This is a genomic window from Microbacterium sp. che218 (assembly GCF_040436305.1).
Taxonomy (GTDB): domain Bacteria; phylum Actinomycetota; class Actinomycetes; order Actinomycetales; family Microbacteriaceae; genus Microbacterium; species Microbacterium algihabitans.
Window position 1 is genome coordinate 1283438 of record NZ_AP031501.1, and the last position, 23891, is coordinate 1307328.

20 protein-coding genes are annotated in these 23891 nt (G+C 73.5%); 11 read left to right on the top strand and 9 right to left on the bottom strand.

The window, feature by feature from the left end:
- The first annotated feature begins 86 nt into the window (after positions 1 to 86).
- From ABXS86_RS06080 to ABXS86_RS06115, 8 genes are all read left to right on the top strand, one after another.
- Positions 87 to 1550 (top strand): glycerophosphoryl diester phosphodiesterase membrane domain-containing protein, encoded by a 1464-nt coding sequence (locus ABXS86_RS06080; RefSeq protein WP_353665940.1) that lies wholly within the window; start codon positions 87 to 89, stop codon positions 1548 to 1550.
- Complete coding sequence (locus ABXS86_RS06085; protein WP_353665941.1) at positions 1547 to 2203, top strand: DUF4129 domain-containing protein; 657 nt, start codon at positions 1547 to 1549, stop codon at positions 2201 to 2203. Before ABXS86_RS06080 ends, ABXS86_RS06085 begins: the two co-directional genes overlap by 4 nt.
- On the top strand, positions 2200 to 3366 hold the full coding sequence (locus tag ABXS86_RS06090; protein WP_353665942.1) for a DUF4350 domain-containing protein: 1167 nt from the start codon (positions 2200 to 2202) through the stop codon (positions 3364 to 3366). The genes ABXS86_RS06085 and ABXS86_RS06090 overlap by 4 nt, the downstream gene beginning before the upstream one ends.
- A gap of 146 nt (positions 3367 to 3512) precedes the next feature.
- Entirely contained in the window at positions 3513 to 4442 is a 930-nt protein-coding gene (locus tag ABXS86_RS06095; RefSeq protein ID WP_353666228.1) for an AAA family ATPase, read from the top strand.
- Positions 4442 to 5743, top strand: coding sequence for a DUF58 domain-containing protein (locus ABXS86_RS06100; RefSeq protein WP_307209740.1), 1302 nt, complete (start codon positions 4442 to 4444; stop codon positions 5741 to 5743). Before ABXS86_RS06095 ends, ABXS86_RS06100 begins: the two co-directional genes overlap by 1 nt.
- Positions 5744 to 5868: 125 nt before the next feature.
- Complete coding sequence (locus ABXS86_RS06105) at positions 5869 to 6891, top strand: 3-oxoacyl-ACP synthase III (RefSeq protein WP_154096019.1); 1023 nt, start codon at positions 5869 to 5871, stop codon at positions 6889 to 6891.
- On the top strand, positions 6888 to 9536 hold the full coding sequence (locus ABXS86_RS06110; RefSeq protein ID WP_353665943.1) for an alpha/beta fold hydrolase: 2649 nt from the start codon (positions 6888 to 6890) through the stop codon (positions 9534 to 9536). The genes ABXS86_RS06105 and ABXS86_RS06110 overlap by 4 nt, the downstream gene beginning before the upstream one ends.
- Complete coding sequence (locus ABXS86_RS06115; RefSeq protein ID WP_353665944.1) at positions 9533 to 10492, top strand: NAD-dependent epimerase/dehydratase family protein; 960 nt, start codon at positions 9533 to 9535, stop codon at positions 10490 to 10492. The genes ABXS86_RS06110 and ABXS86_RS06115 overlap by 4 nt, the downstream gene beginning before the upstream one ends.
- Before the next feature lie 366 nt (positions 10493 to 10858).
- Here ABXS86_RS06115 and katG read toward each other — a convergent pair whose 3' ends face one another.
- From katG to ABXS86_RS06130, 3 genes are all read right to left on the bottom strand, one after another.
- The gene (katG, locus tag ABXS86_RS06120) at positions 10859 to 13111 is read right to left on the bottom strand and encodes a catalase/peroxidase HPI (RefSeq protein WP_307209734.1); all 2253 of its coding nucleotides are present in this window, start codon (positions 13109 to 13111) and stop codon (positions 10859 to 10861) included.
- Positions 13108 to 13569, bottom strand: coding sequence for a Fur family transcriptional regulator (locus tag ABXS86_RS06125; RefSeq protein WP_353665945.1), 462 nt, complete (start codon positions 13567 to 13569; stop codon positions 13108 to 13110). The genes katG and ABXS86_RS06125 overlap by 4 nt, the downstream gene beginning before the upstream one ends.
- Positions 13570 to 13665: 96 nt before the next feature.
- Positions 13666 to 14661 (bottom strand): stage II sporulation protein M, encoded by a 996-nt coding sequence (locus ABXS86_RS06130; protein WP_307209731.1) that lies wholly within the window; start codon positions 14659 to 14661, stop codon positions 13666 to 13668.
- A 16-nt stretch (positions 14662 to 14677) separates the two neighbouring features.
- On the opposite strand from ABXS86_RS06130, the gene ABXS86_RS06135 reads away from it, so the two are divergent.
- Positions 14678 to 15508, top strand: coding sequence for an RDD family protein (locus tag ABXS86_RS06135; protein WP_353665946.1), 831 nt, complete (start codon positions 14678 to 14680; stop codon positions 15506 to 15508).
- Positions 15509 to 15578: 70 nt separating this feature from the next.
- Here the strand turns inward: ABXS86_RS06135 and ABXS86_RS06140 are convergent, their stop codons facing one another.
- Both ABXS86_RS06140 and ABXS86_RS06145 read right to left on the bottom strand, forming a co-directional pair.
- The gene (locus ABXS86_RS06140; protein WP_353665947.1) at positions 15579 to 15785 is read right to left on the bottom strand and encodes a DUF3499 family protein; all 207 of its coding nucleotides are present in this window, start codon (positions 15783 to 15785) and stop codon (positions 15579 to 15581) included.
- Between the two features lie 64 nt (positions 15786 to 15849).
- Complete coding sequence (locus ABXS86_RS06145; RefSeq protein WP_353665948.1) at positions 15850 to 16347, bottom strand: MarR family winged helix-turn-helix transcriptional regulator; 498 nt, start codon at positions 16345 to 16347, stop codon at positions 15850 to 15852.
- A gap of 87 nt (positions 16348 to 16434) precedes the next feature.
- Here ABXS86_RS06145 and ABXS86_RS06150 point away from each other — a divergent pair, with 87 nt between their 5' ends.
- Both ABXS86_RS06150 and ABXS86_RS06155 read left to right on the top strand, forming a co-directional pair.
- On the top strand, positions 16435 to 17364 hold the full coding sequence (locus ABXS86_RS06150; protein WP_353665949.1) for an NADP-dependent oxidoreductase: 930 nt from the start codon (positions 16435 to 16437) through the stop codon (positions 17362 to 17364).
- 105 nt (positions 17365 to 17469) lie between these two features.
- The gene (locus ABXS86_RS06155) at positions 17470 to 17904 is read left to right on the top strand and encodes a hypothetical protein (protein ID WP_230704316.1); all 435 of its coding nucleotides are present in this window, start codon (positions 17470 to 17472) and stop codon (positions 17902 to 17904) included.
- Positions 17905 to 17919: 15 nt separating this feature from the next.
- Here ABXS86_RS06155 and ABXS86_RS06160 read toward each other — a convergent pair whose 3' ends face one another.
- The 4 genes from ABXS86_RS06160 to manA all read right to left on the bottom strand — a co-directional run bounded on the left by ABXS86_RS06160 (position 17920) and on the right by manA (position 23877).
- Complete coding sequence (locus ABXS86_RS06160; protein ID WP_353665950.1) at positions 17920 to 19311, bottom strand: DUF5719 family protein; 1392 nt, start codon at positions 19309 to 19311, stop codon at positions 17920 to 17922.
- The gene (locus ABXS86_RS06165; RefSeq protein WP_353665951.1) at positions 19308 to 22151 is read right to left on the bottom strand and encodes a glycosyltransferase; all 2844 of its coding nucleotides are present in this window, start codon (positions 22149 to 22151) and stop codon (positions 19308 to 19310) included. Before ABXS86_RS06165 ends, ABXS86_RS06160 begins: the two co-directional genes overlap by 4 nt.
- 86 nt (positions 22152 to 22237) lie before the next feature.
- Positions 22238 to 22561 (bottom strand): WhiB family transcriptional regulator, encoded by a 324-nt coding sequence (locus ABXS86_RS06170; RefSeq protein ID WP_144828863.1) that lies wholly within the window; start codon positions 22559 to 22561, stop codon positions 22238 to 22240.
- Between the two features lie 155 nt (positions 22562 to 22716).
- Positions 22717 to 23877 (bottom strand): mannose-6-phosphate isomerase, class I, encoded by a 1161-nt coding sequence (gene manA, locus ABXS86_RS06175; RefSeq protein WP_353665952.1) that lies wholly within the window; start codon positions 23875 to 23877, stop codon positions 22717 to 22719.
- Positions 23878 to 23891: the final 14 nt, after the last annotated feature.

A 23891-nucleotide genomic window follows, 5' to 3' on the forward strand; every position in this document is an offset into this window, starting at 1 on the left:
GTAGTCGACGTGCCCGCACGGCAGGCGTGCGTGTCGGAGGTCTATGACACGATGAGGACATCGCCACGCGACGAGGAGGCGCCACCGTGACCGCGTATCCGGCCTGGACCCCGGCATCCCGCCCCGGCATCGTTCCGCTGCACCCGTACGGGTTCGGCACGATCCTGAGCCGTTCGTTCGTCGCGCTGCGACACAACCCGAAGGTGCTGCTCGGCTTCGCGCTCATCGTGCAGGCCATCGCCTACGTCGTGCTCACGGCGGCGGTGGGCGGCGTCGCGATCGCGAGCTTCGCCCGGCTCGACACCGTTCCCCCCGGCAGCGACGACTTCAACGCGATCCTCGCGGGCTCCACCGTCATCACCGCCGCGACCGCCCTGGTGCTCGGCCTCGCCACCGGCGCGCTCAGCGTCGTGGTCCAGGGCGTCGTGGTCTCCGAGGTCGCGCACGCCGTGGTGTCCGAGAAGCCGCGCCTGCGCGAAGTGTGGGCCCGGGTGAAGCCGGTCTTCTGGCGCCTCGTGGGCTACAGCGCCCTGAGCGCCCTCGCCGGCCTGATCGTGGTCGGGGTGGTCGTGGGCATCGTCACTCTGCTCGTGATCAGCGTGATCTGGGTCGGTGTCGTCGTCGGGATCCTGCTGGCGATGGTGTTGGTCGCCGGCTATCTGTGGCTCGCGCCCAAGCTCTTCCTCGTGCCCTCGGTCATCATCCTCGAACGTGCGGGGGTCTTCCGCGCGGTCGCACGCTCATGGCGCCTGACGCGCGGCCGGTTCTGGTCGACGCTCGGGGTTCTCCTGATCATCTCGATCGCCTTCGGCATCGTCGCCCAGATCGTGGCGATCCCCCTGAGCCTCGTCAGCGGTCTCATCCCGGTGCTGGTCGATCCGACGGGCAGCTCCGGAGTCGAGGCGTTCGTGGGCTACCTCGTGGTGCAGCTCATCGGTCAGCTCGCCATCCTTCTCGTGCAGTGCATCGCTCTCGTGGTGCAGTCGACCTCCGCCGCGCTCGTCTACGTCGACGCCCGCATGCGCGTCGAAGCCCTCGACCACGACCTGCAGACCTACGTCGAGCAGCGCGACGCCGGGGCGACCTCTCTGCCCGACCCCTACCTGGTGGGCGTCGGTCGGGTGGTCGAGCGACCCGCTCCCGCCCCGGTCGGGTCCGCCCCGGCCTACGCCGGGTGGGGCGCGCCGGCGTACGGCGCGGGTGCCGTCGGCCCGCAGCAGGGGTACGGCGCACCGGCGCAGGGGTACGGTGCCGCACCGTACGGCGGCCCGGGGCAGCCCGGCTACGGCGCTCCGACTCAACCCCCCTCCGGCGCTCCCGCACAGGCCCCGTCCGGCCCGCCGGCGCCGCCCGCGTACGGCGCACCCGCCCCGGGCGCCCCCGCCCCCGTCGCCCCGGCGGCCGCACCGGCGCCGCGCGATCCCTCGTGGGCTCCCCCGTCGACCAGCGACTCCCCGCGTGCCGACCCGCCCGCGGCGGACACCCCCGCGCCGCCGGCACCGCCCGCCCCCACGGCGTGGGCGGCCCCCGGCTCGGGCGGAGGCGAATGATCGCGCTCCCCGCCCTCGCCGCGACCTTCCCCCTGCTGCCCGATCCCGACCAGGCGCGGGAGTGGGCTGAGAAGGAGTTGAGCGATCCGTCGTACCAGGCTGCCGAGCCGACCTTCATCGACCGCATCGCCCAGGCCGTCGCGAAGTTCCTCGGCGACCTCCTGCGCGTGCCCGACACCGACGGGTGGGGTCCGGCCGCCCTCATCGTGATCGCGGTGATCGTGATCGCGCTCATCGTGGTCGCCGTGCTCATCTGGGGTCGACCGCGCGTCGCGAACCGCGCCGCCCCCGCCGCACAGGCGCTCTTCGACGACGACGACGCGCGCTCCGCTTCCGAACTGCGCGCCGATGCGGCCGCCGCCGCCGCGCGCGGCGAATGGGACGAGGCGATCGTGCTCCGTTTCCGCGCCTTCGCGCGCGGACTCGGCGAGCGCGGGCTCGTCGACCCGCCGCCGGGTGCGACCGTGCGCGCCTTCTCGCGTGAAGCGGCCCGCGCCCTCCCGAGCCTCGCCGACGCCCTCGACGACGCCGCGACGATCTTCGACGACGTGCGCTACCTGCGTCGACCCGGCACGGCCGAGCGCTACCGGGTCATCTCCGACCTCGACGACGCCGCGGTGCGGGCTCGCGCGACGCCGGTGGACGCCCCGTGAGCGTCGCCGCTCCCGCCCGTTCGCGGCGCCGCAGCGCTCTCGGGTGGGTGGCGCTCGTCGTCGGGCTGCTGGTGGTCGCCTTCGTCGGCGGGTCGTTCGTCTACGGCGGCTATTCGCAACGCGCCGTGCTCGACCCCGAGTCGGCCGGGCCCGATGGCACGCGCGCCGTCGTGCGCCTGCTCGAGCAGCAGGGCGCACGGGTCGTCGTCGCCCGCGATCGCGAGGCCGCCGAGCGTGCCCTCGCCGCCGACGACGCGACCCTCGTCATGCGCGACGCCCCGATGCTGTCCGACGACACGCTCACCGCGCTCGCCGACCGCGCACGCCACGTCGTGCTCGTCGAGCCCCGCTCGCGCGCCCTCTCGGTGCTGCTGAACGAGTCGACGCTGGGCGGGTTCTCCGACGGCACTGCGGTGCGGGCCGACTGCTCCTTCCCCGCTGCCGACAACGCGGGTGCCGCCCGCACGGGCGAGCTCATGACCCCCGGCGACGACGTCACCGGCTGCTTCCCCGTCGACGGGGAGTTCACGCTGTTGACCGCCGACCGCCCCGCCGGAGGGACCGTCACGGCGCTCGACGGCCTGGCGGTCCTGACCAATTCGACCCTGCCCGCCGACGGCGACGCGGCCCTGGCCCTGGGCGTGCTCGGGCAGACGGCCACGATCGTCTGGTACGTGCCCTCACCCACCGACGCGGCACCCGGCTCGGCTCCGCCCACCCTCGGCGATCTGACCCCGCCGTGGGTCACCCCCGCCCTCCTGCTGCTCCTCGCGGCCACTCTCGCTGCAGCACTTTGGCGCGGGCGGCGCTTCGGCCCGCTCGTGGTCGAACGTCTGCCCGTCACGGTGCGCGCGAACGAGACCACCGAGGGGCGCGCCCGTCTGTACGCCTCGGCGCGCGACGCCGGGCACGCCCTCGACGAGCTGCGCCGCGCCAGCCGCGCGCGGCTCGTGCGCCTGCTCGGCCTGACCGACCGCACCCCCGCCACCGAGGTCGCCGACGCCGTCGCCGAACGCCTGGGCGCCGACCGTTCCGTCGTGCGCGGCATCCTCGTCGACGACACCCCGACCACCGATCGCGACCTGGTCGCGGCCGCCGACCGACTCCGCGATCTCGAGGCGAGCGTGCGCGCCGCCGTCCGACCCGAAGGGACCACACGATGACCGACAGCCCCGAATCGCCCACCTGGCCCGCGCCCGCCTTCCCGGCCGAGACCGCGCCCGCGCAGCCGGCCGACGCAGCGCCCGAGTCGCCGTCGACCCCGGCGAACGGCGCCCCGGATGCCGACGACGCGGCCCTGCGCGAGGCGATGCATCGCGTGCGCCTCGAGGTCGGCAAGGCCGTGGTCGGGCAGGACGGCACCGTCACCGGTCTGCTCATCGCGCTGCTCTCGCGCGGGCACGTGCTGCTGGAGGGCGTCCCCGGCGTCGCCAAGACCCTGCTCGTGCGCTCGTTCAGCCGGGCGCTGGGCCTCGACACCGCGCGGGTGCAGTTCACGCCCGACCTCATGCCCGGTGACGTCACGGGCTCGCTCGTGTACGACGCGCGCGCCGGCGGTTTCGAGTTCCGCGCGGGCCCGGTCTTCACGCACGTGCTGCTCGCCGACGAGATCAACCGCACCCCTCCCAAGACCCAGGCCGCCCTGCTCGAGGCAATGGAGGAACGCCAGGTCTCGTCCGACGGCGAGAGCCGCCCCCTGCCGGATCCCTTCCTCGTCGCCGCGACCCAGAACCCGATCGAGCACGAGGGCACGTACACGCTGCCCGAGGCCCAGCTCGACCGCTTCCTGCTCAAGCTGGTCGTCGACCTGCCGAACCGCGAGGCCGAGGTCGATGTGCTCCGTCGCCACGCCGCCGGTTTCGACCCTCGACGCCTGAAAGAGGCGGGGGTGGATGCCGTGGTCACGGCATCCGAGATCCTCGCCGCGCAGCGGGCCGCGGCATCCGTCGCCGTCGACGACGACCTGCTCGGCTACGTCGTCGACCTGGCCCGCGCGACGCGCCAGAGCCCCTCGGTGCTGCTGGGCGTGAGCCCGCGTGCGACCACGGGCCTGCTCGCGGCGGCGAAGGCCTGGGCCTGGCTCGGCGGATACCCCGCGATCACGCCCGACCACGTGCAGACCATGCTCGTGCCGGTGTGGCGCCACCGCATCCGCCTGCGGCCCGAGGCCGAGATCGAGGGCGTGTCGGTCGATGCCATCCTCACCTCGGTCTTGCAGCAGACCCGCGTTCCGATCTGATGTTCGTCACCGGCCGTCTCGCCCTGCTCGTCGCCCTCGGCGTCGTCCCCCTCGTGCTGCTGAGCACGGCGGGGCTGTCGGCGTGGGCCGTGGCGGGCGGCTGGCTGCTGCTCTGCGCGGTGCTCGCCCTGGTCGACCGCGCTCTGGCCGCCGATCCGCGACGCGTCGAGATCACCCGCACGCACCCCGAGCGCGCCCTGCTCGACGAGCCGGTCGCGGGCGAGCTGCGCGTGCGCAACCTCGGCACCCGCACGCTGCGGGCGCGGGTGCGCGACGCGTGGCAGCCGACCGCCGGCGCCCCCGCGGAGCGCCAGCGGTTCACGGTGCCGCCCGGTGAGCGGCGCGGGGCGCCTCTCCCTTTGCTCCCCCGCCGCCGCGGCGAGCTGCGCAGCGCCTTCGTCGTCGTGCGGGCGGCCGGGCCGCTCGGTCTCGCCGGCCGCCAGGGCGTGGTCGACGCCCCGGCCCGCCTGCGCGTGCTGCCCCCGTTCACCTCGCGCCGGCACCTGCCCTCGCGTCTCGCGCGCCTGCGCGAGCTCGACGGCAACACCACGCTGCAGGTGCGCGGCCCGGGAACCGAGTTCGACAGCCTGCGCGAGTACGTGCGCGGAGACGACGTGCGCTCGATCGACTGGCGAGCGACGGCTCGCGCCGGCACCACGATGCTGCGCACGTGGCGACCCGAGCGCGACCGGCACGTCGTCATCGTCATCGACACCGGCCGCACGGCTGCGGCGCGCGTCGGCGACGGCGTGCGCCTCGACGCCGCGATGGAGTCGGCGCTGCTGCTGTCGGTGCTGGCCTCGCGGGCCGGCGATCACGTGCACCTCGTGATGTTCGACCGCGTGCCCCGCGCCCGCGTGACGCGCGTCGAGGGCGCGCAGCTGCTGCCCGCCCTCGTCGACGCCATGGCCCCGGTCGATCCGCAGCTGATCGACACCGACTGGGACGCCGCCCTCGCCCAGGTGCGGGGGCTCGCGGTGCGCCCTGCCCTCATCGTGCTGCTCACCGCGGCCGACGACCCCGAGGCCGCGCGCGCCTTCCTCGCCGCCCTCCCCTCGGTCGCCGCGCGCTCACGCCTGCTCGTGGCCACGGCCACCGACGGCCCCGGCGAGGTGCCCGCTCACCACGACGCGGCCGACGTGTACGCCGCCGCCGCCGTCGAACGCGCTCGCCACGACGCGCAGCGCGTGCGCGACGCGGTCGTGCGCGCCGGAGGAGACGCGGTCTCGGCCTCGGCCGACGACCTGCCGCCGCTCGTGGCCGACCGCTATCTCGCGCTCAAGGCCGCCGGTCGCCTTTAGCACGTCCAGCCCGCATGCAGCCCGCGACATACGACGCGGCTTATCCTGGGGGGTACCCTTCCAGCCGTCTGCGCGTCCCCTCCGTGCGCGGCTCTGCCGTCTACGCACAGGATGCGGGAGCTCTCTTGCCAGGAAACGCCACCACGCACTTCGACGATGTGGCCCTCGTGTCGGTGGCGAGCGTCTTGCCCAGCCGCATCACGACGTCGGATGACATCGAGGAGCGTCTGGCTCCCGCGCTGAAGCGACTCAAGCTCAAGCCGGGGCTTCTCCGCCGCGTGGCGGGCGTCAACGAACGCCGCAACTGGGCCGACGGAGAGTCATCCGATGAGGCCACGATCGCCGCGGGCAAGCAGGCCCTCGCCGAGGCCGGGGTCGATCCCAGCGAGATCGGCCTGATCATCAACACCTCGGTGACCCGCAAGCACCTCGAGCCCTCGGTCGCGGTGCGCCTGCACCACGGTCTGGGCCTGCCGAGCTCGGCGATCAACTTCGACGTCGCCAACGCCTGCCTCGGCTTCATCAACGGCATGAGCCTGGCCGCCGGCATGATCCAGTCGGGTCAGGTCAAGTACGCCCTCATCGTCAACGGCGAGGACGCCGACGAGATCCAGGTCAACACGATCAACCGCCTCGTGCGCGAGGACCTCGACCGCGACGCGTTCATGCAGGAGTTCGCCTCCCTCACCCTCGGCTCGGGTGCGGCCGCCGCCGTGCTCGGTCGCGCGAGCGACCACCCCGAGGGCCATCGCATCGTCGGTGGCGTGACGCGCGCGGCGACCCAGTTCTACGATCTCTGCGTCGGCAGCGTCGACGGCATGTTCACCGACGCCAAGGCGCTGCTCAAGGGCGGCCTCGACCTCGTCGTGTCGGCCTGGAAAGAGGCCAAGGGCGAGTTCGACTGGACGGGCATGGACCGCTACGTCACCCACCAGGTCTCGTCGGTGCACACCAACGCGATCGTTCGTGCCGCCAAGCTCGACCGCGACCGCGTCCCGGTCACCTACCCCGAACTGGGCAACGTCGGCCCGGCCTCGATCCCCATCACCCTGGCCGCCGAGCAGAAGACGCTGCGGCGGGGTGATCGCGTGCTGCTGATGGGAGTGGGCTCCGGACTCAACACCGGCATGCTGGAGCTGGCCTGGTGAGTCACCCCCGCGCGATCGGTCCGCAGGCCACCCTGCCCCCGGCCGGTCTCCCCGGTCTCGATCCCGCCCTCTCGCGGCTCGTGAGCGTCGACGGAGTGCTCGCCGATGCGGGTGCGACCCGGCTCTGGCACGTGCTCGACACCGGCGACGCCCTCGCCGAACGCGGCATCGAGCCGCGCGGCACGATCGTCGCGGTGCACGGAAATCCCACGTGGTCGTACCTGTGGCGCGCCCTCGTGAACGCCTCTCTCGCCCGTGCCGACGCGGGGGCGACGCCCTGGCGCGTCGTCGCCGTCGACCAGCTCGAGATGGGCTTCTCGGAGCGCACCCCGCTGCGCCGCACCCTCGCCCAGCGCATCGCCGATCTCGACGCGCTCGTGACGGAGCTCGGCATCCGGGGCCCGATCGTCACGATCGGTCACGACTGGGGCGGGCCCGTCTCGCTCGGGTGGGCCGTCGAGAACCGCGACCGCCTCGCGGCCGTCATCGCCCTGAACACCGCTGTGCATCACCCCGACGGGGCCGAGCTGCCCTTCGCGCTGCGCGTGGCGACGGCCCGCGGCATGCTCGCCGCCGGCACGACCGGCACGACGGCCTTCCTCGACGTGACGCTGGCCCTCGCCGACCTCGACCCGGCCGTGCGCGCGGCGTTCCGCGCCCCGTACGCGACGATCGCACGTCGGCGCGGCATCGGCGGGTTCGTCGCCGACATCCCCGCGACCCCCGCGCACGAGAGCACCCCCGCCCTGCACCGCATGTCGGCGGGCCTGCGCGAGCTCGAGGTGCCGGCGCTGCTGCTGCGGGGTCCGAAAGATCCGGTGTTCGGCGAGGATCACCTCGACGACCTCACCGAGCGTCTGCCCCACGCCGACGTGCACCGCTTCGAGGGCGCCGGGCACCTCCTCGCCGAGGAGCGCCCCTACGCCGACGTCGTGCTCGACTGGCTCGACGAGAAGGTTCCGGATGCCGCGCCGGCACCAGCCCGCACGCGCCGCGCCTCGTCGCGGAAGCGTCCGGCCCCCACCGGCCGCCTGTGGGATGCCCTCGACGCGCGCCGCGACGACGACGACACCGCCGTGATCGACATGACGACCTCGCGCGGCGACGGCCCCCTGAACGTGAGCTGGCGTCAGCTGTCCACGCGGGTCGACGAGCTCGCCGCGGGCCTCGACGCCTTCGGCGTCCGCGCCGGCGACCGCGTCTCGCTGCTCGTGCAGCCCGGTCCCACCCTCACCGCGGCGCTGTACGCGTGCCTGCGCATCGGGGCCGTGGTCGTCGTGGCCGACCGGGGTCTCGGCATCCGGGGTCTCTCCCGTGCCGTGCGCGGCGCGGTGCCCGACGTCGTCATCGGAGAGGTGGCCGGCCTCGCCGCCGCCCGTGCCCTCGGCTGGCCGGGGCGACGCATCTCTGCCGCCGCGCTTCCCGCCGCATCGTCGCGGGCGCTCGGGGTCGAGGCGAGCCTCTCCGACCTCCCTCGCGCCGGTCGGGGCCGCCCCCTGCCCGCACCTCCTGCCGCCGACGCCGACGCCGCGGTGCTGTTCACCTCGGGGTCCACGGGGCCGGCCAAGGGCGTCGTGTACACGCACGCGCAGCTCTCCGCCCTCCGCGACACCCTCGCCGCCCACTTCGGCGTCACGGCCGACACGGGGTTGGTCACCGGCTTCGCCCCGTTCGCTCTGCTGGGCCCCGCCCTCGGCACGCGCTCGGCGACGCCCGACATGGACGTCTCGGCCCCGCGCACCCTCACCGCCGCAGCCGTCGCCGCCGCCGTGCGCGCCTCGGACGCGCGGATCGTGTTCCTCTCGCCCGCCGCGGTGGCCAACGTCGTCGCGACCGCCGGAGGGCTGACGGATGCCGACCGGGCCGCGCTCTCGCGCGTCGAGACGTTCCTCTCCACCGGCGCGCCCGTGGGCATCGACCTCCTGCGTCGGGCGCAGGCCCTCATGCCGAATGCCGTCGCGCACACCCCCTACGGCATGACCGAGTGCCTGCTCGTCGCCGACGTGACCCTGCCCGAGATCGAGGCCGCCGCAGGCGACCGCGGCGTGTGCGTGGGTCGTCCGCTCGGCACCGGCGAGGTGCGCATCGCCCCTCTCGACGAGCTCGGCCGTTCGTCCGATGACACGACGACGGAGCCTCGGGTCACCGGCGAGATCGTCATCTCGGCACCGCATCTCAAGCGCGGCTACTTCCGCCTTCACCTCACCGACCGCGAGGCCCGCCGCGGCCTCGGCGAGCGGTGGCACCGCACCGGCGACGTCGGGCACCTCGACGCCGAGGGCCGGCTGTGGGTCGAGGGGCGTCTCCCCCACGTCATCACCACCGCCGAGGGTCCCGTGACCCCGGTGGGCATCGAGCAGGACGTCGAGACCGTCGCGGCCGTGCAGCGCGCGGCGGCGGTCGGGGTCGGACCCGCGGGCCGCCAGGTCGTCGTCGCGGTCGTCGAGACGGGGGCCCGTCGCCCGGGCCTGGCCTCGCCCGAGCTCACCGAAGCCGTGCGCGCCGCCACCGCGCAGCGCCTCGCGGCGGTGCTGGTGGTGCCGACGCTGCCGACCGACATCCGGCACAACTCCAAGATCGACCGCACCCGCGTCTCCGCGTGGGCCGAGCGCGTGCTCGCGGGCGAGAAGCCGAGCGCGCCGTGAAGGTGCTCGCGACCGGTGCGTCCGGGTTCCTCGGCCGCGCGGTCGTCAGCGCCCTGCACGACGCGGGGCACGAGGTGCGCACCCTGCAGCGCCGCCCCTCGGGTATCGACGGCGCCGACGACCGCTTGGGTTCGGTGACGGATCCGGATGCCGTGGCATCCGCCCTCGAGGGGATCGACGGGATCGTGCACCTGGCGGCGAAGGTCTCCCTCGCGGGAGACCCGGCGCAGTTCCGCGCCGTGAACGTCGAGGGCACGCGCACCCTGCTCGACGCCGCGGCCGCGGCCGGGGTCGCCCGCATCGTGCACGTGTCGTCGCCCTCGGTCGCTCACGCCGGTCACGCCCTCGCCGGTGTCGACGCCGAGCCCGCCGATCCGCAGGCCGCGCACGGCGAGTACGCCCGCACGAAGGCCGAGGCCGAGCTGCTGGCCCTCTCCCGCGCCGGGGGCGGCACCGCCCTCGTCGCCATCCGCCCGCACCTCGTGTGGGGACCGGGCGACACGCAGCTCATCGCGCGCGTCGTCGCGCGCGCCCGCCGGGGCACGCTGCCGCTGCTCGACGGCGGCACGGCGCTCATCGACTCCACGTACGTCGACAACGCGGCATCCGGGATCGTCGCCGCCCTCCACCGCGTCGACGAGGTCAGCGGTCGCGCTTACGTGCTGACCAACGGCGAACCGCGGCCGGTCGGCGACCTGCTGGCGGGCATCTGCCGCGCCTCGGGCGTCACGCCCCCGCGGTTCAGCGTGCCCGCGGGCCTCGCCAAGGCCGCCGGATCGCTCATCGAGCGCGTGTGGGCCGTGCGCCCCGGTGAGGACGAGCCGCCCATGACGCGCTTCCTCGCCGAGCAGATGTCGACCGCGCACTGGTTCGACCAGACCGAGATCCGCCGCGACCTGCAGTGGATGCCCGCGGTCTCGCTCGACGAGGGCCTGCGCCGCCTCGCGCGCGCCTGAGCCGCGCGGCATCCGGCCCCCTCCTCAGTCCCCCGCGTCCCACTCCGCGCAGAGCATGTCCCGAAAAGTGCTGCCCGACGCCGGCTCAGACAACCAGAAGTGGGACATGGTCACCCCCGACCCCGCGTCCCCCCTTGCGCAGAGCATGTCCCGAAAGAGGCTGCCTGACGCCCGCCCGCACAGCCAGAAGTGGGACATGGTCACCCCCGACCCCGCGTCCCACTCCGCGCAGAGCATGTCACGAAAAGGGCTGCCCGACCCCCGCCCAGACAGCCAGTAGTGGGACATGGTCTGCTCGCAACGCGGCGCTCCCCACGCGCCGGAAGGCCCGCCCCACGAGGGGACGGGCCTTCCGGATGCCGCGGCTCAGACCAGGTCGAACCGGTCGAGCTCGGTGACCTTGCGCCAGGCGGCGACGAAGTCGCGCACGAACTTCTCCTTGGCGTCGTCGGAGGCGTAGACCTCGGCGAGCGCGCGCAGCTCGGAGTTCGACGAGAACACCAGGTCGACGCGGGTGCCGATGCCGACCTTCTCGCCCGAGCCGTCTTTCGTGCCCTCGAACGCGTGCTTGCCGCTGTCGAGCGGCTTCCACGTCGTGCCGAGGTCGAGCAGGTTCGCGAACACGTCGTTGGTGAGGGCGCCGGGGGTGTCGGTGAACACGCCCCAGTCGCTGCCGTCCCAGTTGGCTCCGATCGCGCGCAGGCCGCCGACCAGCACGGTCATCTCGGGAGCGGTGAGCGTGAGCAGGTTGGCCTTGTCGAGCAGCAGGAACTCCGCCGGCAGCCGCGTCGAGCGCGAGGCGTAGTTGCGGAAGCCGTCGGCGACCGGCTCGAGCCAGCGGAACGACTCGATCTCGGTCTGCTCCTGCGAGGCGTCGGTGCGGCCGGGGGTGAAGGGCACCTCGACCTCGACGCCGCCGGCGAGGGCGGCCTGCTCGACACCGGCGTTGCCCGCGAGCACGAGCAGGTCGGCGATCGACACCTTCTTCTCGCCCTGGGCGTCGAAGGCCGCCTTGACGCCCTCGAGCACGGAGAGAACGGATGCCAGCTGCTCGGGGTTGTTGACCGTCCAGCTCTTCTGCGGCTCGAGGCGGATGCGCGCGCCGTTCACGCCACCGCGCTTGTCGCTACCGCGGAACGTGGATGCCGCGGCCCACGTCGTGGTCACGAGCTGCTGCACCGTGAGGCCGCTGTCGAGGATCTGCTTCTTGAGCGCAGCGGCATCCGCCTCGTCGATCAGCGGGTGGTCGACGGCGGGCACGGGGTCCTGCCACACGAGCACCTCGGCGGGCACCTCGGAGCCGAGGTAACGCTCGCGCGGTCCCATGTCGCGGTGGGTGAGCTTGAACCAGGCGCGGGCGAAGGCGTCCTGGAACGCGGCAGGGTCCTCGGCGAACCGGCGCGAGATCTTCTCGTACGCCGGGTCTACGCGCAGCGCCAGGTCGCTGGTCAGCATGCGGGGCTCGCGGCGGCCGTCGGAGTGCGCCTCGGGGACGAGACCTTCGCCGCCGCCGTTGACCGGGCGCCACTGGTGGGCGCCCGCGGGGCTCTGGAACAGCTCCCACTCGTAGCCGAAGAGGATGTGGAAGAACTCGTTGTCCCAGCGGGTGGGGTGGTAGGTCCAGGTCACCTCGAGGCCGCTGGTGATCGTGTCGTCGCCCTTGCCGGTGCCGTGACTGTTCTTCCAGCCCAGACCCTGGTCGTTGATGTCGGCGGCCTCGGGGTTGACGCCCACGTGCGAGTCGCTCGCCGCGCCGTGCGTCTTGCCGAAGGTGTGGCCACCGGCGATGAGGGCGACGGTCTCCTCGTCGTTCATCGCCATGCGGCCGAACGTCTCGCGGATGTCGTGGGCCGACAGCTGCGGGTCGGGGTTGCCGTTGGGACCCTCGGGGTTGACGTAGATGAGGCCCATCTGGACAGCTGCGAGCGGGCGCTCGAGCTCACGGTTGCCCGTGTAACGCTCGTCGCCGAGCCACGTGGTCTCGGGACCCCAGTACACATCGTCATCGGGCTCCCACACGTCGGTGCGGCCGCCGGCGAAGCCGAAGGTCGGGAAGCCCATGTCTTCGAGCGCGACGTTGCCGGCGAGGATCATGAGGTCGGCCCACGAGATCGACTGGCCGTACTTCTTCTTGATCGGCCACAGCAGGCGCCGCGCCTTGTCGAGGTTGACGTTGTCGGGCCAGCTGTTCAGCGGGGCGAAGCGCTGCATTCCCGCGCCCGATCCGCCGCGACCGTCGGTCACGCGGTAGGTGCCGGCGCTGTGCCAGGCCATCCGAATCATGAGGGGGCCGTAGTGGCCGAAGTCGGCGGGCCACCAGTCCTGCGAGGTCGTCATGACCTGCTGGATGTCGCCCTTCACGGCGGCGAGGTCGAGCGCCTCGAAGGCCGCCTTGTAGTCGAAGCCCTCGTCGAGCGGGTCGCGCAGGGCGTTGTTCTTGGCGAGGATCTTGACGTTCAGCGACTCGGGCCACCACACGCGGTTGGCGGATCCCTGGGTGGGGTGGGGCAGCGCGCCCGCGGGCTCGCTGTCGGCGGGGGCTTCGCCCACCGGCAGTCGGTTGTCGTCGGGGGCGGCGCCGTCGGGGAAGACGGGGCATCCGTTCAGAGTGTCGCTCATCGGGATCCTCTCGGTTTTTCGGCTTCGGATTCGGCTCGACAATCGGAGCACACGCCCCAGAACGTCACCTCGGCGGTCTCGACGAGATAACCGCTCCCCTCCGGCACGTGCAGGCACGGCGCCGAACCGACGACGCAGTCCACGTCGTCGATGCGGCCGCAGTGCGTGCACACCACGTGGTGGTGGTTGTCGCCCACGCGCAGTTCGAAGGTGCCGGCGTGGCCGGCGGGTTCGATGCGGCGGGCGAGTCCCGCGTCGGCGAAGTCGCGGAGCGCGTTGTACACCGACTGCTTGCTCGTTCCGGGGAGGGAGCCGACGATGCGGTCGAAGACGTCGTCGGCGGTGGCGTGCGGCCGGACGCGGAGGGCGTCGAGCACGGCGACGCGTGTCGCCGTGACCCGCAGCCCGGCTCCGCGGATGAGGGCATCCGCGGCGGCATCCGGCTGACTGTCGAGCATGTCGCCAGCCTAGCTAATTTTGAGTGAATCAAAAATGACACGCCGGGGAACGGTCGGGAACGCGGGGCGATGGATCACCCGAATGACCGGATGCCGTCAGCCCGCGGTGAGCGTCGGGGTTCCGGCCTCGTACTCGGTGAGGTCGCCGGTCTCGCCCGCTCGCGCTGCGCGACGCCCGACCCACAGCATGTAGAAGAGGAACACCCCGAGGGCCGCGGCACCGATGGCGATCTTGATCGGCCAGGGCCACTCGCGCGGGGTCACGAAGCCCTCGACGACACCCGAGAGGGCGAGGGCGAACACGAGCCCGACCGCGATCGTGGCCAGCGAGCGCCCGGCGGCCGCGAGCGCCTCGCCCCGCGTGCGCCGGCCCGGCGCGACCCACGCCCAGAAGATCTGCAGGCCCGCCGCCCCCGCGACGAAGATCGCGGTCAGCTCGAGCAGGCCGTGAGGGAGGATGAACTGGAAGAACACGTCTGCCCGGTCGAAAGCGATCATGATGGCGGCGGACTGCCCCACACCGACGGCGTTCTGCATGATGACCATCGCCGGCCAGATGCCGGTGACGCCGAACAGCACGCACTGCGCCGCGATCCACGCGTTGTTGGTCCAGACGGTGCCGGCGAAGATCGCGTTCGGGTTCTCGCGGTAGTAGCTGACGAACTGCTCGTCGGCGTAGTTCTGCAGTTGGCTCTCGGCACCGAGAGAGGCGACGGCGGTGGGATCACCCGAGATCCACAGCGCCATGAGGGTCGCCACGATCACGAAGAAGACCGCCACCCCGAGCGTCGTCCAGCGCACGCGGTACAGCGCGGCCGGGAGCTGCAGCACGAAGAACCGCGGCAGCTGCTTCAGCACGTTCTCGCGCACCCCGGTGAGCCGCAGGCGCGTGCGGGCGAGCAGCACCGAAACGTAGTCGCCCTCGGGCGTGCGGCCGGCGGAGGTCTTGATGTCGGCGAGATCGGCGGATGCCGCGCGGTAGCGCGTCACGAGTTCGTCGACCTCGGCCCCGCGCAGGCGCCGGCGACGGCCCAGTTCGTCGAGGCGCGCCCACTCGTCCCGCCGCGCGGCCGTGAGGGCGTCGAGGTCCATGTGGTCAACTGTACGCATGGCTTCGTCGTCGACCCCCGTTCCCGCGGTCGCTCTCGTGCACCAGAGCACCGAGGAGACGCTGACGGGCGAGGCCGTCGCGCTCGACGTGCAGCCGATCGGCTTCTTCCTGCGCGCTGTCGGGTGCCTCATCGACTTCGTCGTCGGCGCCGCGGTGCTCATCGGCGGGGCCATCCTGCTCACGGCGCTGGTGACCAACGGGGCGCTTCCCGAGTCGGCCATCGGCATCGGCGTCATCTCGCTGTTCGTTCTCGCGATGGTCGCCATTCCGACCGTGGTCGAGACCCTCTCCCGCGGCCGCAGTCTCGGCCGGCTCGCGGTGGGCGCGCGCATCGTGCGCACCGACGGCGGGGCCGCGGGCTTCCGTCAGGCCCTCATCCGCGCTCTCACCGGCGTGCTCGAGATCTGGTTCACCTTCGGCGCCATCGCCGCCGTGATCGGCATGTTCACGCCGCGCGCGCAGCGCCTGGGCGATCTGCTGGCCGGCACGGCGAGCGAGCGCACGCGCACGCGCCGTCTTCCCCCGCCGGCCCCCGGACTACCCCCGGGTATGGAGGAGTGGGCGGCCGTCGCCGACGTCTCACGCTTGCCCGACCGGCTCGCCGCGCGCATGGCGCAGTTCGTGCGCGGCGCCGACGCCCTCGAGCCCGCGGCACGGGCCCGCGTCGCCGCGTCGCTGGCCGAGTCCGTGCGCCCGCACGTCTCGCCCGTCCCCCCGGTGGATGCCGAGATGCTCGTGCGGGCGGTGTCGTCGGTGCGCCGCGACCGGGAGTACCGCGCCCTGCTGCTCGAGAACGAGCGGGCTGCGGCCCTCACCGAGCGCGCCTGACCGCGGGAGTCGCCGATGATCGGCGCCGCGACATGACGCGTGCCTCACCCCCGACAGGGCGGGCAGCCACTCAGGCGCGCAGCGTCTCGTGTCTCACGACGACCCAGCCCTTGGGGACCGAGAGGCGGTCGGCGTGGATCGCGCACAGGTCGTGGGCGTGCGGATCAGCGGCGGGGCCCAGCGGGCCGAGGGCCGCCATCTGGTCGCCGTAGTCGTAGGTGAGGGTGCTCATCGCCTCGCGGGCGCATCCCACCTTCGAGCAGAGTCTGTCGCGCATCGCGGTCAGCCTAGCCACCCCCTCCGACACCGGGCCGACGCCGCGCCGCGCATCGCCCGGCGCGTCATGCCTTGCGTCGGCGCGGGGCGGCGGATCTCGGCGGATCCGCCCGCAGGTGGTCGGCGGCGCGCTGCAGGATCCGCGCCAGGTCGGCGATGTCGGCGTCGTTGAGCGACGAGAAGAGCAGGCGGTGCAACGCATCGATGTGGCCGGGGAACACGGCGCCGAGCACGTCGCGCCCCGCCGAGGTGAGGGCGACCACGACGCTGCGCTCGTCGTCGGGCGACGGCGCCCTGGTCACCAACCCCCGCCCCTCGAGCACCTGCGCCTGGTAGGTCAGACCGCTGCGGCTGTAGACGACCCGGTCGGCCAGATCCGTCATGCGCAGGCGCCCGTCGGGACTGTCACCCAGGGTCGCCAGCAGCTGGAACTGCACGTAGCTCAGATCGCCGGCATCGCGGAGCTGCTTCTCGACCGCGTGCCGAAGCAGGCTGCTCACCTCGGTGAGGGCGAAGTACGCCTGGAGCTGCGTGGGGGTGACCTCCGCGGTATTCCGTGTCATATCCAGATCCTATCTTGCTTCGAGTTCGTAGCAGTGTTAGCGTTCCGATATTGCTTCGAATCCGAAGCACCAAGGAGAGGACACCCCATGAAGGCCATGCGATTCCACGAAGTGGGCGGACCCGACGTCCTGCGACTCGACGACGTCGAGCTGCCGACACCCGGCCCGGGGCAGGTGCGGCTGAAGGTCGCGGCATCCGCGTTCAACGCCGCCGACAACGGCATGCGCGCCGGATTCCTCCCCATTCCCGTCCAGCTCCCCCACGTGCCCGGCTACGACGTGTCGGGCACGGTCGATGCGATCGGCGCCGGCGTCGACGACCTCGAGATCGGCCAGCCGGTGATCGGGTTCCTCCCGATGCAGACCGACGGCGGTGCCGCGGAGTACGTCGTGGCCCCGGCCGACGCCGTCACGGCGGCTCCCACCGCCGTCGATCTCGTCGATGCGGCCGCCCTCCCCTCGGTCGCGCTGACCGCGTGGCAGGCGCTATTCGACGACGGCGGGGTGCGCGCCGGTCAGCGGGTGCTGATCGTGGGCGCGGGAGGAGCCGTGGGCGTCCATGCTGTGCGCCTCGCTCACCGCGCCGGGGCGCACGTCATCGCGACGGCGAGCCCGCGCAGCCTCGACGCCGTGCGTGCGGCGGGGGCGGATCAGATCGTCGACCGCACGCGCGCCTTACTGCTCGACTCCGTCGGCGAACCCGTCGACGTGCTGCTGAACCTCGCGCCTCTCGACCCCGACGACTTCGCCGCCCTGGTCGACCTCGTGTGCGACGGCGGGGTGGTGGTCAGCACCACGGCGTTCATGGCGACCCCCGGCGACGACCGCCGTGGCGTCGACGCCAAGACCGTCTTCGTCCGGGCCGACGCCCCGCGGCTCGCCGAGATCGTCGCTCTCGTCGACGCGGGCGAGCTCACCGTCGAGGTCGACCGGCGCATCGACCTCGTCGACCTGCCCGCCCTGCACGCCGAGGCCATGGCGGGGCGCGTCGCCGGCAAGGTCGTCGTCGTCCCGTGAGTCGATCGCGGTCCGCCCCGGCGTCTCCCGCGCCGATGCCGACCCGCGTGCCGTCCGGCGTCCGCCGGATGACCGCGGGTCGGCCCGCGAACGTAGGATGAACGCATGATGCGTCGTCGGTCCCGCGAAGCGCGACCCGTGGCCCGCCCCTCGCGTCACGGGCGGCACGGCCGCGAGAACCGCAGCCCGATCGTTCGTCCGCCCCTCCCCCCGATCGACACCCGCGTCGAGCGCTTCGACGTCGCCGTCGGCGCGGCGGCCGAGTTCCTGCGCTCCGCGTGGTCCGATCTGCGCGAGGTCTCGTTCGAGATCGGCATCATGCCTCCGGCGGCAGCCGACGGCATCCCGCGCTGGACGGTGCTGCGCGACGAGAAGCGCATCATCCTCTATCGCGTGCCGATCGAGCGGCTCGGTCATCCGCACCACGACGACGACCTGCACCGCCGCATGATGATCGAGGGCGCCGTGTTCCGCGCCGCCGCCGAGTACCTCGACCGCGACCCGTGGGACCTCGGTCCCGAGCGGTTCCGCTTCTTCTGAGCCCGACCCGCCCGGTCAGGGCAGGATCGTGAGGGCCCCGGCCGCGGCATCCGCGGGCCACAGCGGGTAGGCCGCCAGGGCCCCCGTGCCCGTGTACGACACCGCGGCGCGCACCGGCTCCGCCGACTCGAGCCGGTAGATCCCGGATGCCACGGCGACGGCCGCCGTGCCCCCTGCGGGAACAGCGGTGGTGATCGCATCGCCGCCGTCGACGGGAGTGAGCGTCACGGAGGCCTCGGCGTCTTCGGTCGCCAGCACGATCGACGAGCCCACACCGGGCGCAACGGCGACGACGGTGGGCTCGGTGATGCGCGGAGCGGGCACGTACCAGGCGAAATCGGCACCCTCGCCGAACCCGGTGGTCGACCACGTGGCCCCGACGATCGGGGCGGTCGCCGAGACCTCGACGGTGTACGCGCCGGCGGCGAGGCCCGAGAGGTCGAGCGAGGTCGGCAGGCCGGCGGTGAGCGGCACGTCGGTCGGAGCGGCCTCGGCCCCGGCGGCGTCGACGGGGATGACGCGCACGGTGGCGGTGGCATCGGACCCGGGCGACAGCAGACGCACGATCGTGCCCGCCTGGCCCTCTCCGGTGGTGAGCACGTGCACGCCGGGCATGACCAGACGCGTGTCGGCCTGCGCGAGAGGGGCGACCTGGTCGGTGCCGCCGGGCAGCAGCAGGCGCGTCAGGCTCGCCTGCAGCGAGGCGTGCACCGGGGCTCCCGACGACACGACGCGCACGACAGGGCTCTCCTCGCCGAGCAGCAGACCCGCGAGCGGCACGACCTTGCGCTCGCGCGCGGGGACGACGAGGTTCTGTCCCCCGGGCGGGGTCGACACGCCCTGCGCGCCGTACACCGACAACTGCACGGTGGCGGGCACGTCGCCCGGATTGGCCAGCACGACGAGGTCGTTCGCGCCGGTCGTGGACGCTCCGCCGACCAGCCACGACTCGGCCTCCGGCGGGCGGCACGCGGATGCCGAGAACCCGACGAGGTCGTCGGAGGCCACGGTCGCTGATCCGGCGGCGGCCAACGGCGTCTCGGAGCGGTCCTGGGGCGCCGCGCGCAGCGCCTGGGCGTCGCCGTCGGCATCCGCTGTCGCTCCGGAGAGCTGCTCGGCCTGGGCGTCGGCGTCGGAGGGGCCGCTGACGAGCTGCTGTGCGGCGGCCGCGCTCAGCCCGCCGGCGGAGTCGGCGCTGCGCCCGAGGGCGAGCAGCGGTCCGTCGCACGCGAGCACCGTGTCACCGGGGGCGGGGGTCGACTCGACCCGCACGGGGGTGGCGGTGTACGAGGGCCACGGCGCAGCGATGCCGACGACCGTGCCGACGACGGCCGCGGTCGCCACGGCGGTACCGGCCACGACACGGGCGCTCGTGGCGGCGAAGCGGGCCATGCGGTTCTCGCTCATCGCGATCCTCCCGAGCTCGGACCGACGATGCGGGGCGTGCGGCGCGCGGTCCGCCGTGAAGCTGCCGTAGGCACGGCGAGCAGCAGAGCCACCAGCAGCACGCCCAGGGAGCCGGCGGCGACCAGTCGCTGCAGGCCCAATCGGTGCGCATCGAGTTCGGGACGCGGGGTCACCTCGGCGTTCACGCGCCAGAGGTCGCCGCGCGAGGTCTCGCCGACCGGGTCGAGCGAGTCGCGCTGGTCGAGAGAGGTCGCCGCCCCGAGGCGCGTGCCGCGGATGACGTCGTCTTCACCGGCGGGCGCCGACTCGAGCAGCACGAAGGCGATGCCGTGGGCCGCCAGGCGCGACACCACGTCGTCGGACGACGGGGTGACCAGGTCGGCGGCGAGGTCGGCCAGCTCGAGGTCTTCGGGCGTCGGCGAGGTGCGGGTGGCCTGCAGGGTGCTCTGGCCGGACAGCGTCGCGCTGCCTCCCCAGACGACGTCGACGCGCAGGCCGTCGGCGCGCGGGTCGAGCACGATCGTGCCCAGGTCGAGAGAACCGCGCCCCTCGGCCGCGACGAAGGCGGGCAGGGTCGACACGGGTCCGTTGACGAGCGTCGACCGACCCGAGGCCCCGTTCGCCACCTGCGCGGTCAGCGCGGGAGCCACGCTGACAGCGAGCGCGACCAGGGCCACCAGAGCGCCGAGCGGCCGCAGCACGGCAACGCGCGCCGGAACCCCCGCGTCGAGGGCGACCAGAGCGCCCCCCACGAGTCCGATCCACGCGAGACTGAGCCCCGCGCCCGGCCACAGCGGCACGGCGACCGAGTGGTCGAACGAGAGCGCCACCCCGACGGCGGCGAACGCGGTCGCAAGGCCCGTGGCCGTGATCAGGATGAGGCCGGATGCCGTGATCCACCGCGGCGTGACCACCGCGAGCACGGCGAGCACGGCCAGCGGCGCGACGAGCAGGCCGACCCACCACACCGAGCCGCCGGTGAGCGACACCCATCCGCCCGGGTCGGAGGTGGGGAAGCCGGCCGCGAGCAGCGCTCGTCCGAGCGGGTCGGCGGTGGCCTCGGCGCCGCGGTACGGCACGCCGGGGTCGGCGAGGAGGGCCCACGGGTCGCCGGCGCGCAGGCGCGTCCACACGAGGGGGCCGAAGATCACGGCCGAGGGCACGAGCAGCCACACCACGCGGGCGATGCCGCGCGCGGCCACGAGGGCGACGACGACGAGCGCGGCCGACCACAGCACCACCACGGCGGGGGCCAGCGACGGCGCGCACGCCAGCACACCCACGAGCAGAACGGATGCCGCTCCGGCGGGGGCCCACGAGCGATGCGCGACGCTCGCGGCGTAGAACAGCCAGGGCAGCAGCAGGTGCACGAGCACGCCCGCCGGTCGACCCTCGACGATCGCGGCGAGGAAGGTCGGGGCGAGGGCCCAGGCAAGTCCGCCGACGATGCGCAGCAGCGACGACTCGGTCACGCGCGTGGCGGCGAACCACCCGCCGAGCACGGCGAGCGGCAGGGCGAGCACCCACAGCACGACGAAGGCGCGCGAGGGCTCGCCGGGCGAGAGGGTGCCGATGAGGGCGACGAGGCTCGAGAACGGGTCGGCGGGGCCGATCGCGTCGAGGCCGAGGGGGCGGGCGCCCCACGCGGCGTCCTGCCACAGCTGGGTGACGTTCGCGCGCAGCGGCGCCAGGGCTCCCCCGCCGAGCACCGGCCAGGCCAGCAGCGGGAAGAACAGCGCCGCCGACACCGCGAGGGTGCCGAGCACGGTCCACGCCCCTCCGCCGACGAAGAAGCGCAGCTCCGACCGCACGGGGGCCTCGGGGTCGGCGACGTCGCCCTCGAAGCGCAGGCGCATCTCGGCGCGCGTGACGCGCAGCGGCGCGAGACGCGACCACCCGACGACCCGCGAGGTGCGGATGCGGCGGCGGGCGCGGGCGACGGCAGCGGGCCGCGCCATCACGAGAAGGGTGGCGCCCCACTCGGGGAGCACCCGGTACGGCACCTTCGTCACGAGGTGCAGGATCGTGCGCCAGAGCGCGAGCGGCAGAAACGACAGCCAGTGCAGCAGCACCGTGGGCGCGGGGGCGTAGACGAGACGGCGATGCAGCTGGGCGGTGCGGGTCGCGAACGCGCGGCGCCGCGCACGACGCCGGCCGCGCGCCATCGCGGCGACGCCGTCACCGGCGACAGCCACGCGGGCGGTCGGCACGAGCGAGACGAGGTGGCCGGCCAGGCGCGCGCGAACGCCCAGATCGAGGCCCTCGTCGGCTCCACCGAGAGCGGGGTCGAGACCCCGGAGCTGCAGCCATGCATCGCGACGCACGAGCATGCCGCGCACGTCGGCGCCGAGCACGTCGGCGTCGCCGTCGCGTTGTCCCTGGTCGAGTTCTCCGGCGGCGAGCTCGACGGCTCCCCCGTACCGGTTCATGCTCACACCGAGCGACAGGATCTCGTCGCGGTCGTCCCACGCGATGAGCTTGGGGGCGGCGACCACGAGCGAGGGCGAGAGCTCGAGCGCGCCGGCGAGGCGGACGAGCGCGTCGGGGTCGGGGGCGGTGTCCTGCGCGAGCAGCCACACCGCGTCTCCCGTGAGCCGGGGCGTCGCGAGGGCCGTCGCGACGGCGAACGGCGTGCCGGCGGGGGCGGTGATGACGCCTTCGGCACCGGATGCCGCCGCCAACTGCGTCAGCGCCGCGTCGGCGCCGCACAGCACGATAGTCAGCGCGTCGACGGGTCGGGTCTGCGCCGCGAGTGCAGCGAGGGTTCTCTGCAGATGCTGCGCGGCGGGCGTGCGTCCTTCAGGGCGCACGACGAGGAGGGCGTGTACACGGGCGGGCATGACGCGGATCAGCCTAAGCGCGGTCGCGGACGATCGAGGACGCCGCGCCGTCGCCGACGGGATCGCTCAGGCGGGTGATCGACCGCTCAGGCGCGACGCTTGAGCTTGCGGCGCTCGCGCTCGCTGAGGCCGCCCCAGATGCCGAAGCGCTCGTCGTTCTGCAGCGCGTACTCGAGGCACTCGGTCTTGACGTCGCACGAGGTGCAGATGCGCTTCGCGTCACGCGTCGAGCCGCCCTTCTCGGGGAAGAACGCCTCGGGGTCGGTCTGCGAGCACAGCGCGTCGGTCTGCCAGGCGAGGGTGTTCTCTTCGACGGCGTCGATGTCGCGACGGACGCCGGGTACGCCGAGATCGACCGGATCAACGAACCAGTTGTCCGGGACTCCGGACCGGTACTGCGATGTCGCCATCTCGTCCTCCGCCTCGTTCACGCCCCCATGACACGTCTTGTGACGACGTGTCGCGCAGTCATAATTACACCTGTGTGATTCGCGAGAGTCAAGTCGCGGATCGTAAACCCTCAAGGCCGACGTGAACCTTTAGACGAGCGCTCGGCGTGTCGCGCTCAGCTCCCGGGCATCGCGACGAAGACCTCGCCACCGCCGTCGCTCGTCAGCGGCGTCTCGTCGGGGGTGACGAGCGCGACCTGGCCGGGGGCCAGGGTGATGCTGCGGCCCGACGAGCCCGTCACACGCGCCTCTCCCCCGACGCAGACCGCGATCGCGACACCGGAGAGCTCCAGCGCAGCCGTCTCGCCGCCGGCGAGGAGATGCCCGAGGGCGAAGTCCGCGATGCCCGGCGCGAAGACCTCCGCCTGCGGGCCCGCCGGCGCGGGGCGCAGGAACGGCGGGTCGGCAGGCGCGAAGTCGACGAGGTGCAGCAGCTCGTCCACGTCGATGTGCTTGGGCGTCAGGCCGCCGCGCAGCACGTTGTCGCTCGCGGCCATGATCTCCACGCCGAGACCGTCGACGTAGGCGTGCAGCACGCCGGCGGGCACGAAGATCGCCTCGCCGCGGCGCAGGTGCACGAGGTTCATCAGCAGGGCGACGACGATGCCCGGATCGGCCGGGTAGGCCGTGTGCAGCGAGCGCACGAGCGCCAGCTCGGCGGCGAAGTCGTCGGACGAGGCGGAGGCCGCGGCATCCACGATCTGGGCCACGTCCGCGGCATCCGCCTCTCCGAGCACCCAGCCGATCGCCGCGCGGAGCGCCTCGGGGCCGGAGGCTGCGGACAGGTGGTCGCGCAGCGTCGAGACGGCGGGCGCGTCGCCCAGCACGTCGATCAGCGCGCGGGTGCGCTCGAGGTCGCGGAGCCCCGCGAGGGCGGTGAACGTCTCGCTCAGGGCGACGATCACCTCGGGCTTGTGGTTGTCGTCCTTGTAGTTGCGCTCGGCGGCGTCGCGCGCGACCCCCGTCTTCTCCTCACGCGCGAAGCCCTCGACCGCCTGCTGCTTCGAGGGGTGCACCTGGATCGACAGCGGCGCTCCGGCCGCGAGCAGTTTGAGCAGGTAGGGCAGCTTCGCCGGGAGCCCGTCGCCGACCGCCGGCAGCCACCGGTCCAGCGTGAGCCCCGACCCGTCGTGCACCTCGGCGGGCGAACCGGGGTGGTCGCCGAACCACACCTCGGCCTCGGGCGCCCCCGACGGCTCGCGGCCCTCGAGGTCGGCGAGCAGCGTCGGGCTCCCCCAGGCGTAGTCGCGGGGCGTGTTCGAGAGGGCGATCAGCACGGCGTCAGCCTAGC

Excerpts from the sequence above, each read along its gene's own strand:
- ABXS86_RS06085 (WP_353665941.1), top strand. The coding sequence starts at position 1,547 with ATGATCGCGCTCCCCGCCCTCGCCGCGACCTTCCCCCTGCTGCCCGAT.
- ABXS86_RS06095 (WP_353666228.1), top strand. The coding sequence starts at position 3,513 with ATGCATCGCGTGCGCCTCGAGGTCGGCAAGGCCGTGGTCGGGCAGGAC.
- ABXS86_RS06100 (WP_307209740.1), top strand. The coding sequence starts at position 4,442 with ATGTTCGTCACCGGCCGTCTCGCCCTGCTCGTCGCCCTCGGCGTCGTC.
- katG (WP_307209734.1), bottom strand. The coding sequence starts at position 13,111 with ATGAGCGACACTCTGAACGGATGCCCCGTCTTCCCCGACGGCGCCGCC.
- ABXS86_RS06125 (WP_353665945.1), bottom strand. The coding sequence starts at position 13,569 with ATGCTCGACAGTCAGCCGGATGCCGCCGCGGATGCCCTCATCCGCGGA.
- ABXS86_RS06130 (WP_307209731.1), bottom strand. The coding sequence starts at position 14,661 with ATGGACCTCGACGCCCTCACGGCCGCGCGGCGGGACGAGTGGGCGCGC.
- ABXS86_RS06135 (WP_353665946.1), top strand. The coding sequence starts at position 14,678 with ATGGCTTCGTCGTCGACCCCCGTTCCCGCGGTCGCTCTCGTGCACCAG.
- ABXS86_RS06140 (WP_353665947.1), bottom strand. The coding sequence starts at position 15,785 with ATGCGCGACAGACTCTGCTCGAAGGTGGGATGCGCCCGCGAGGCGATG.
- ABXS86_RS06145 (WP_353665948.1), bottom strand. The coding sequence starts at position 16,347 with ATGACACGGAATACCGCGGAGGTCACCCCCACGCAGCTCCAGGCGTAC.
- ABXS86_RS06150 (WP_353665949.1), top strand. The coding sequence starts at position 16,435 with ATGAAGGCCATGCGATTCCACGAAGTGGGCGGACCCGACGTCCTGCGA.
- ABXS86_RS06155 (WP_230704316.1), top strand. The coding sequence starts at position 17,470 with ATGATGCGTCGTCGGTCCCGCGAAGCGCGACCCGTGGCCCGCCCCTCG.
- ABXS86_RS06160 (WP_353665950.1), bottom strand. The coding sequence starts at position 19,311 with ATGAGCGAGAACCGCATGGCCCGCTTCGCCGCCACGAGCGCCCGTGTC.
- ABXS86_RS06165 (WP_353665951.1), bottom strand. The coding sequence starts at position 22,151 with ATGCCCGCCCGTGTACACGCCCTCCTCGTCGTGCGCCCTGAAGGACGC.
- ABXS86_RS06170 (WP_144828863.1), bottom strand. The coding sequence starts at position 22,561 with ATGGCGACATCGCAGTACCGGTCCGGAGTCCCGGACAACTGGTTCGTT.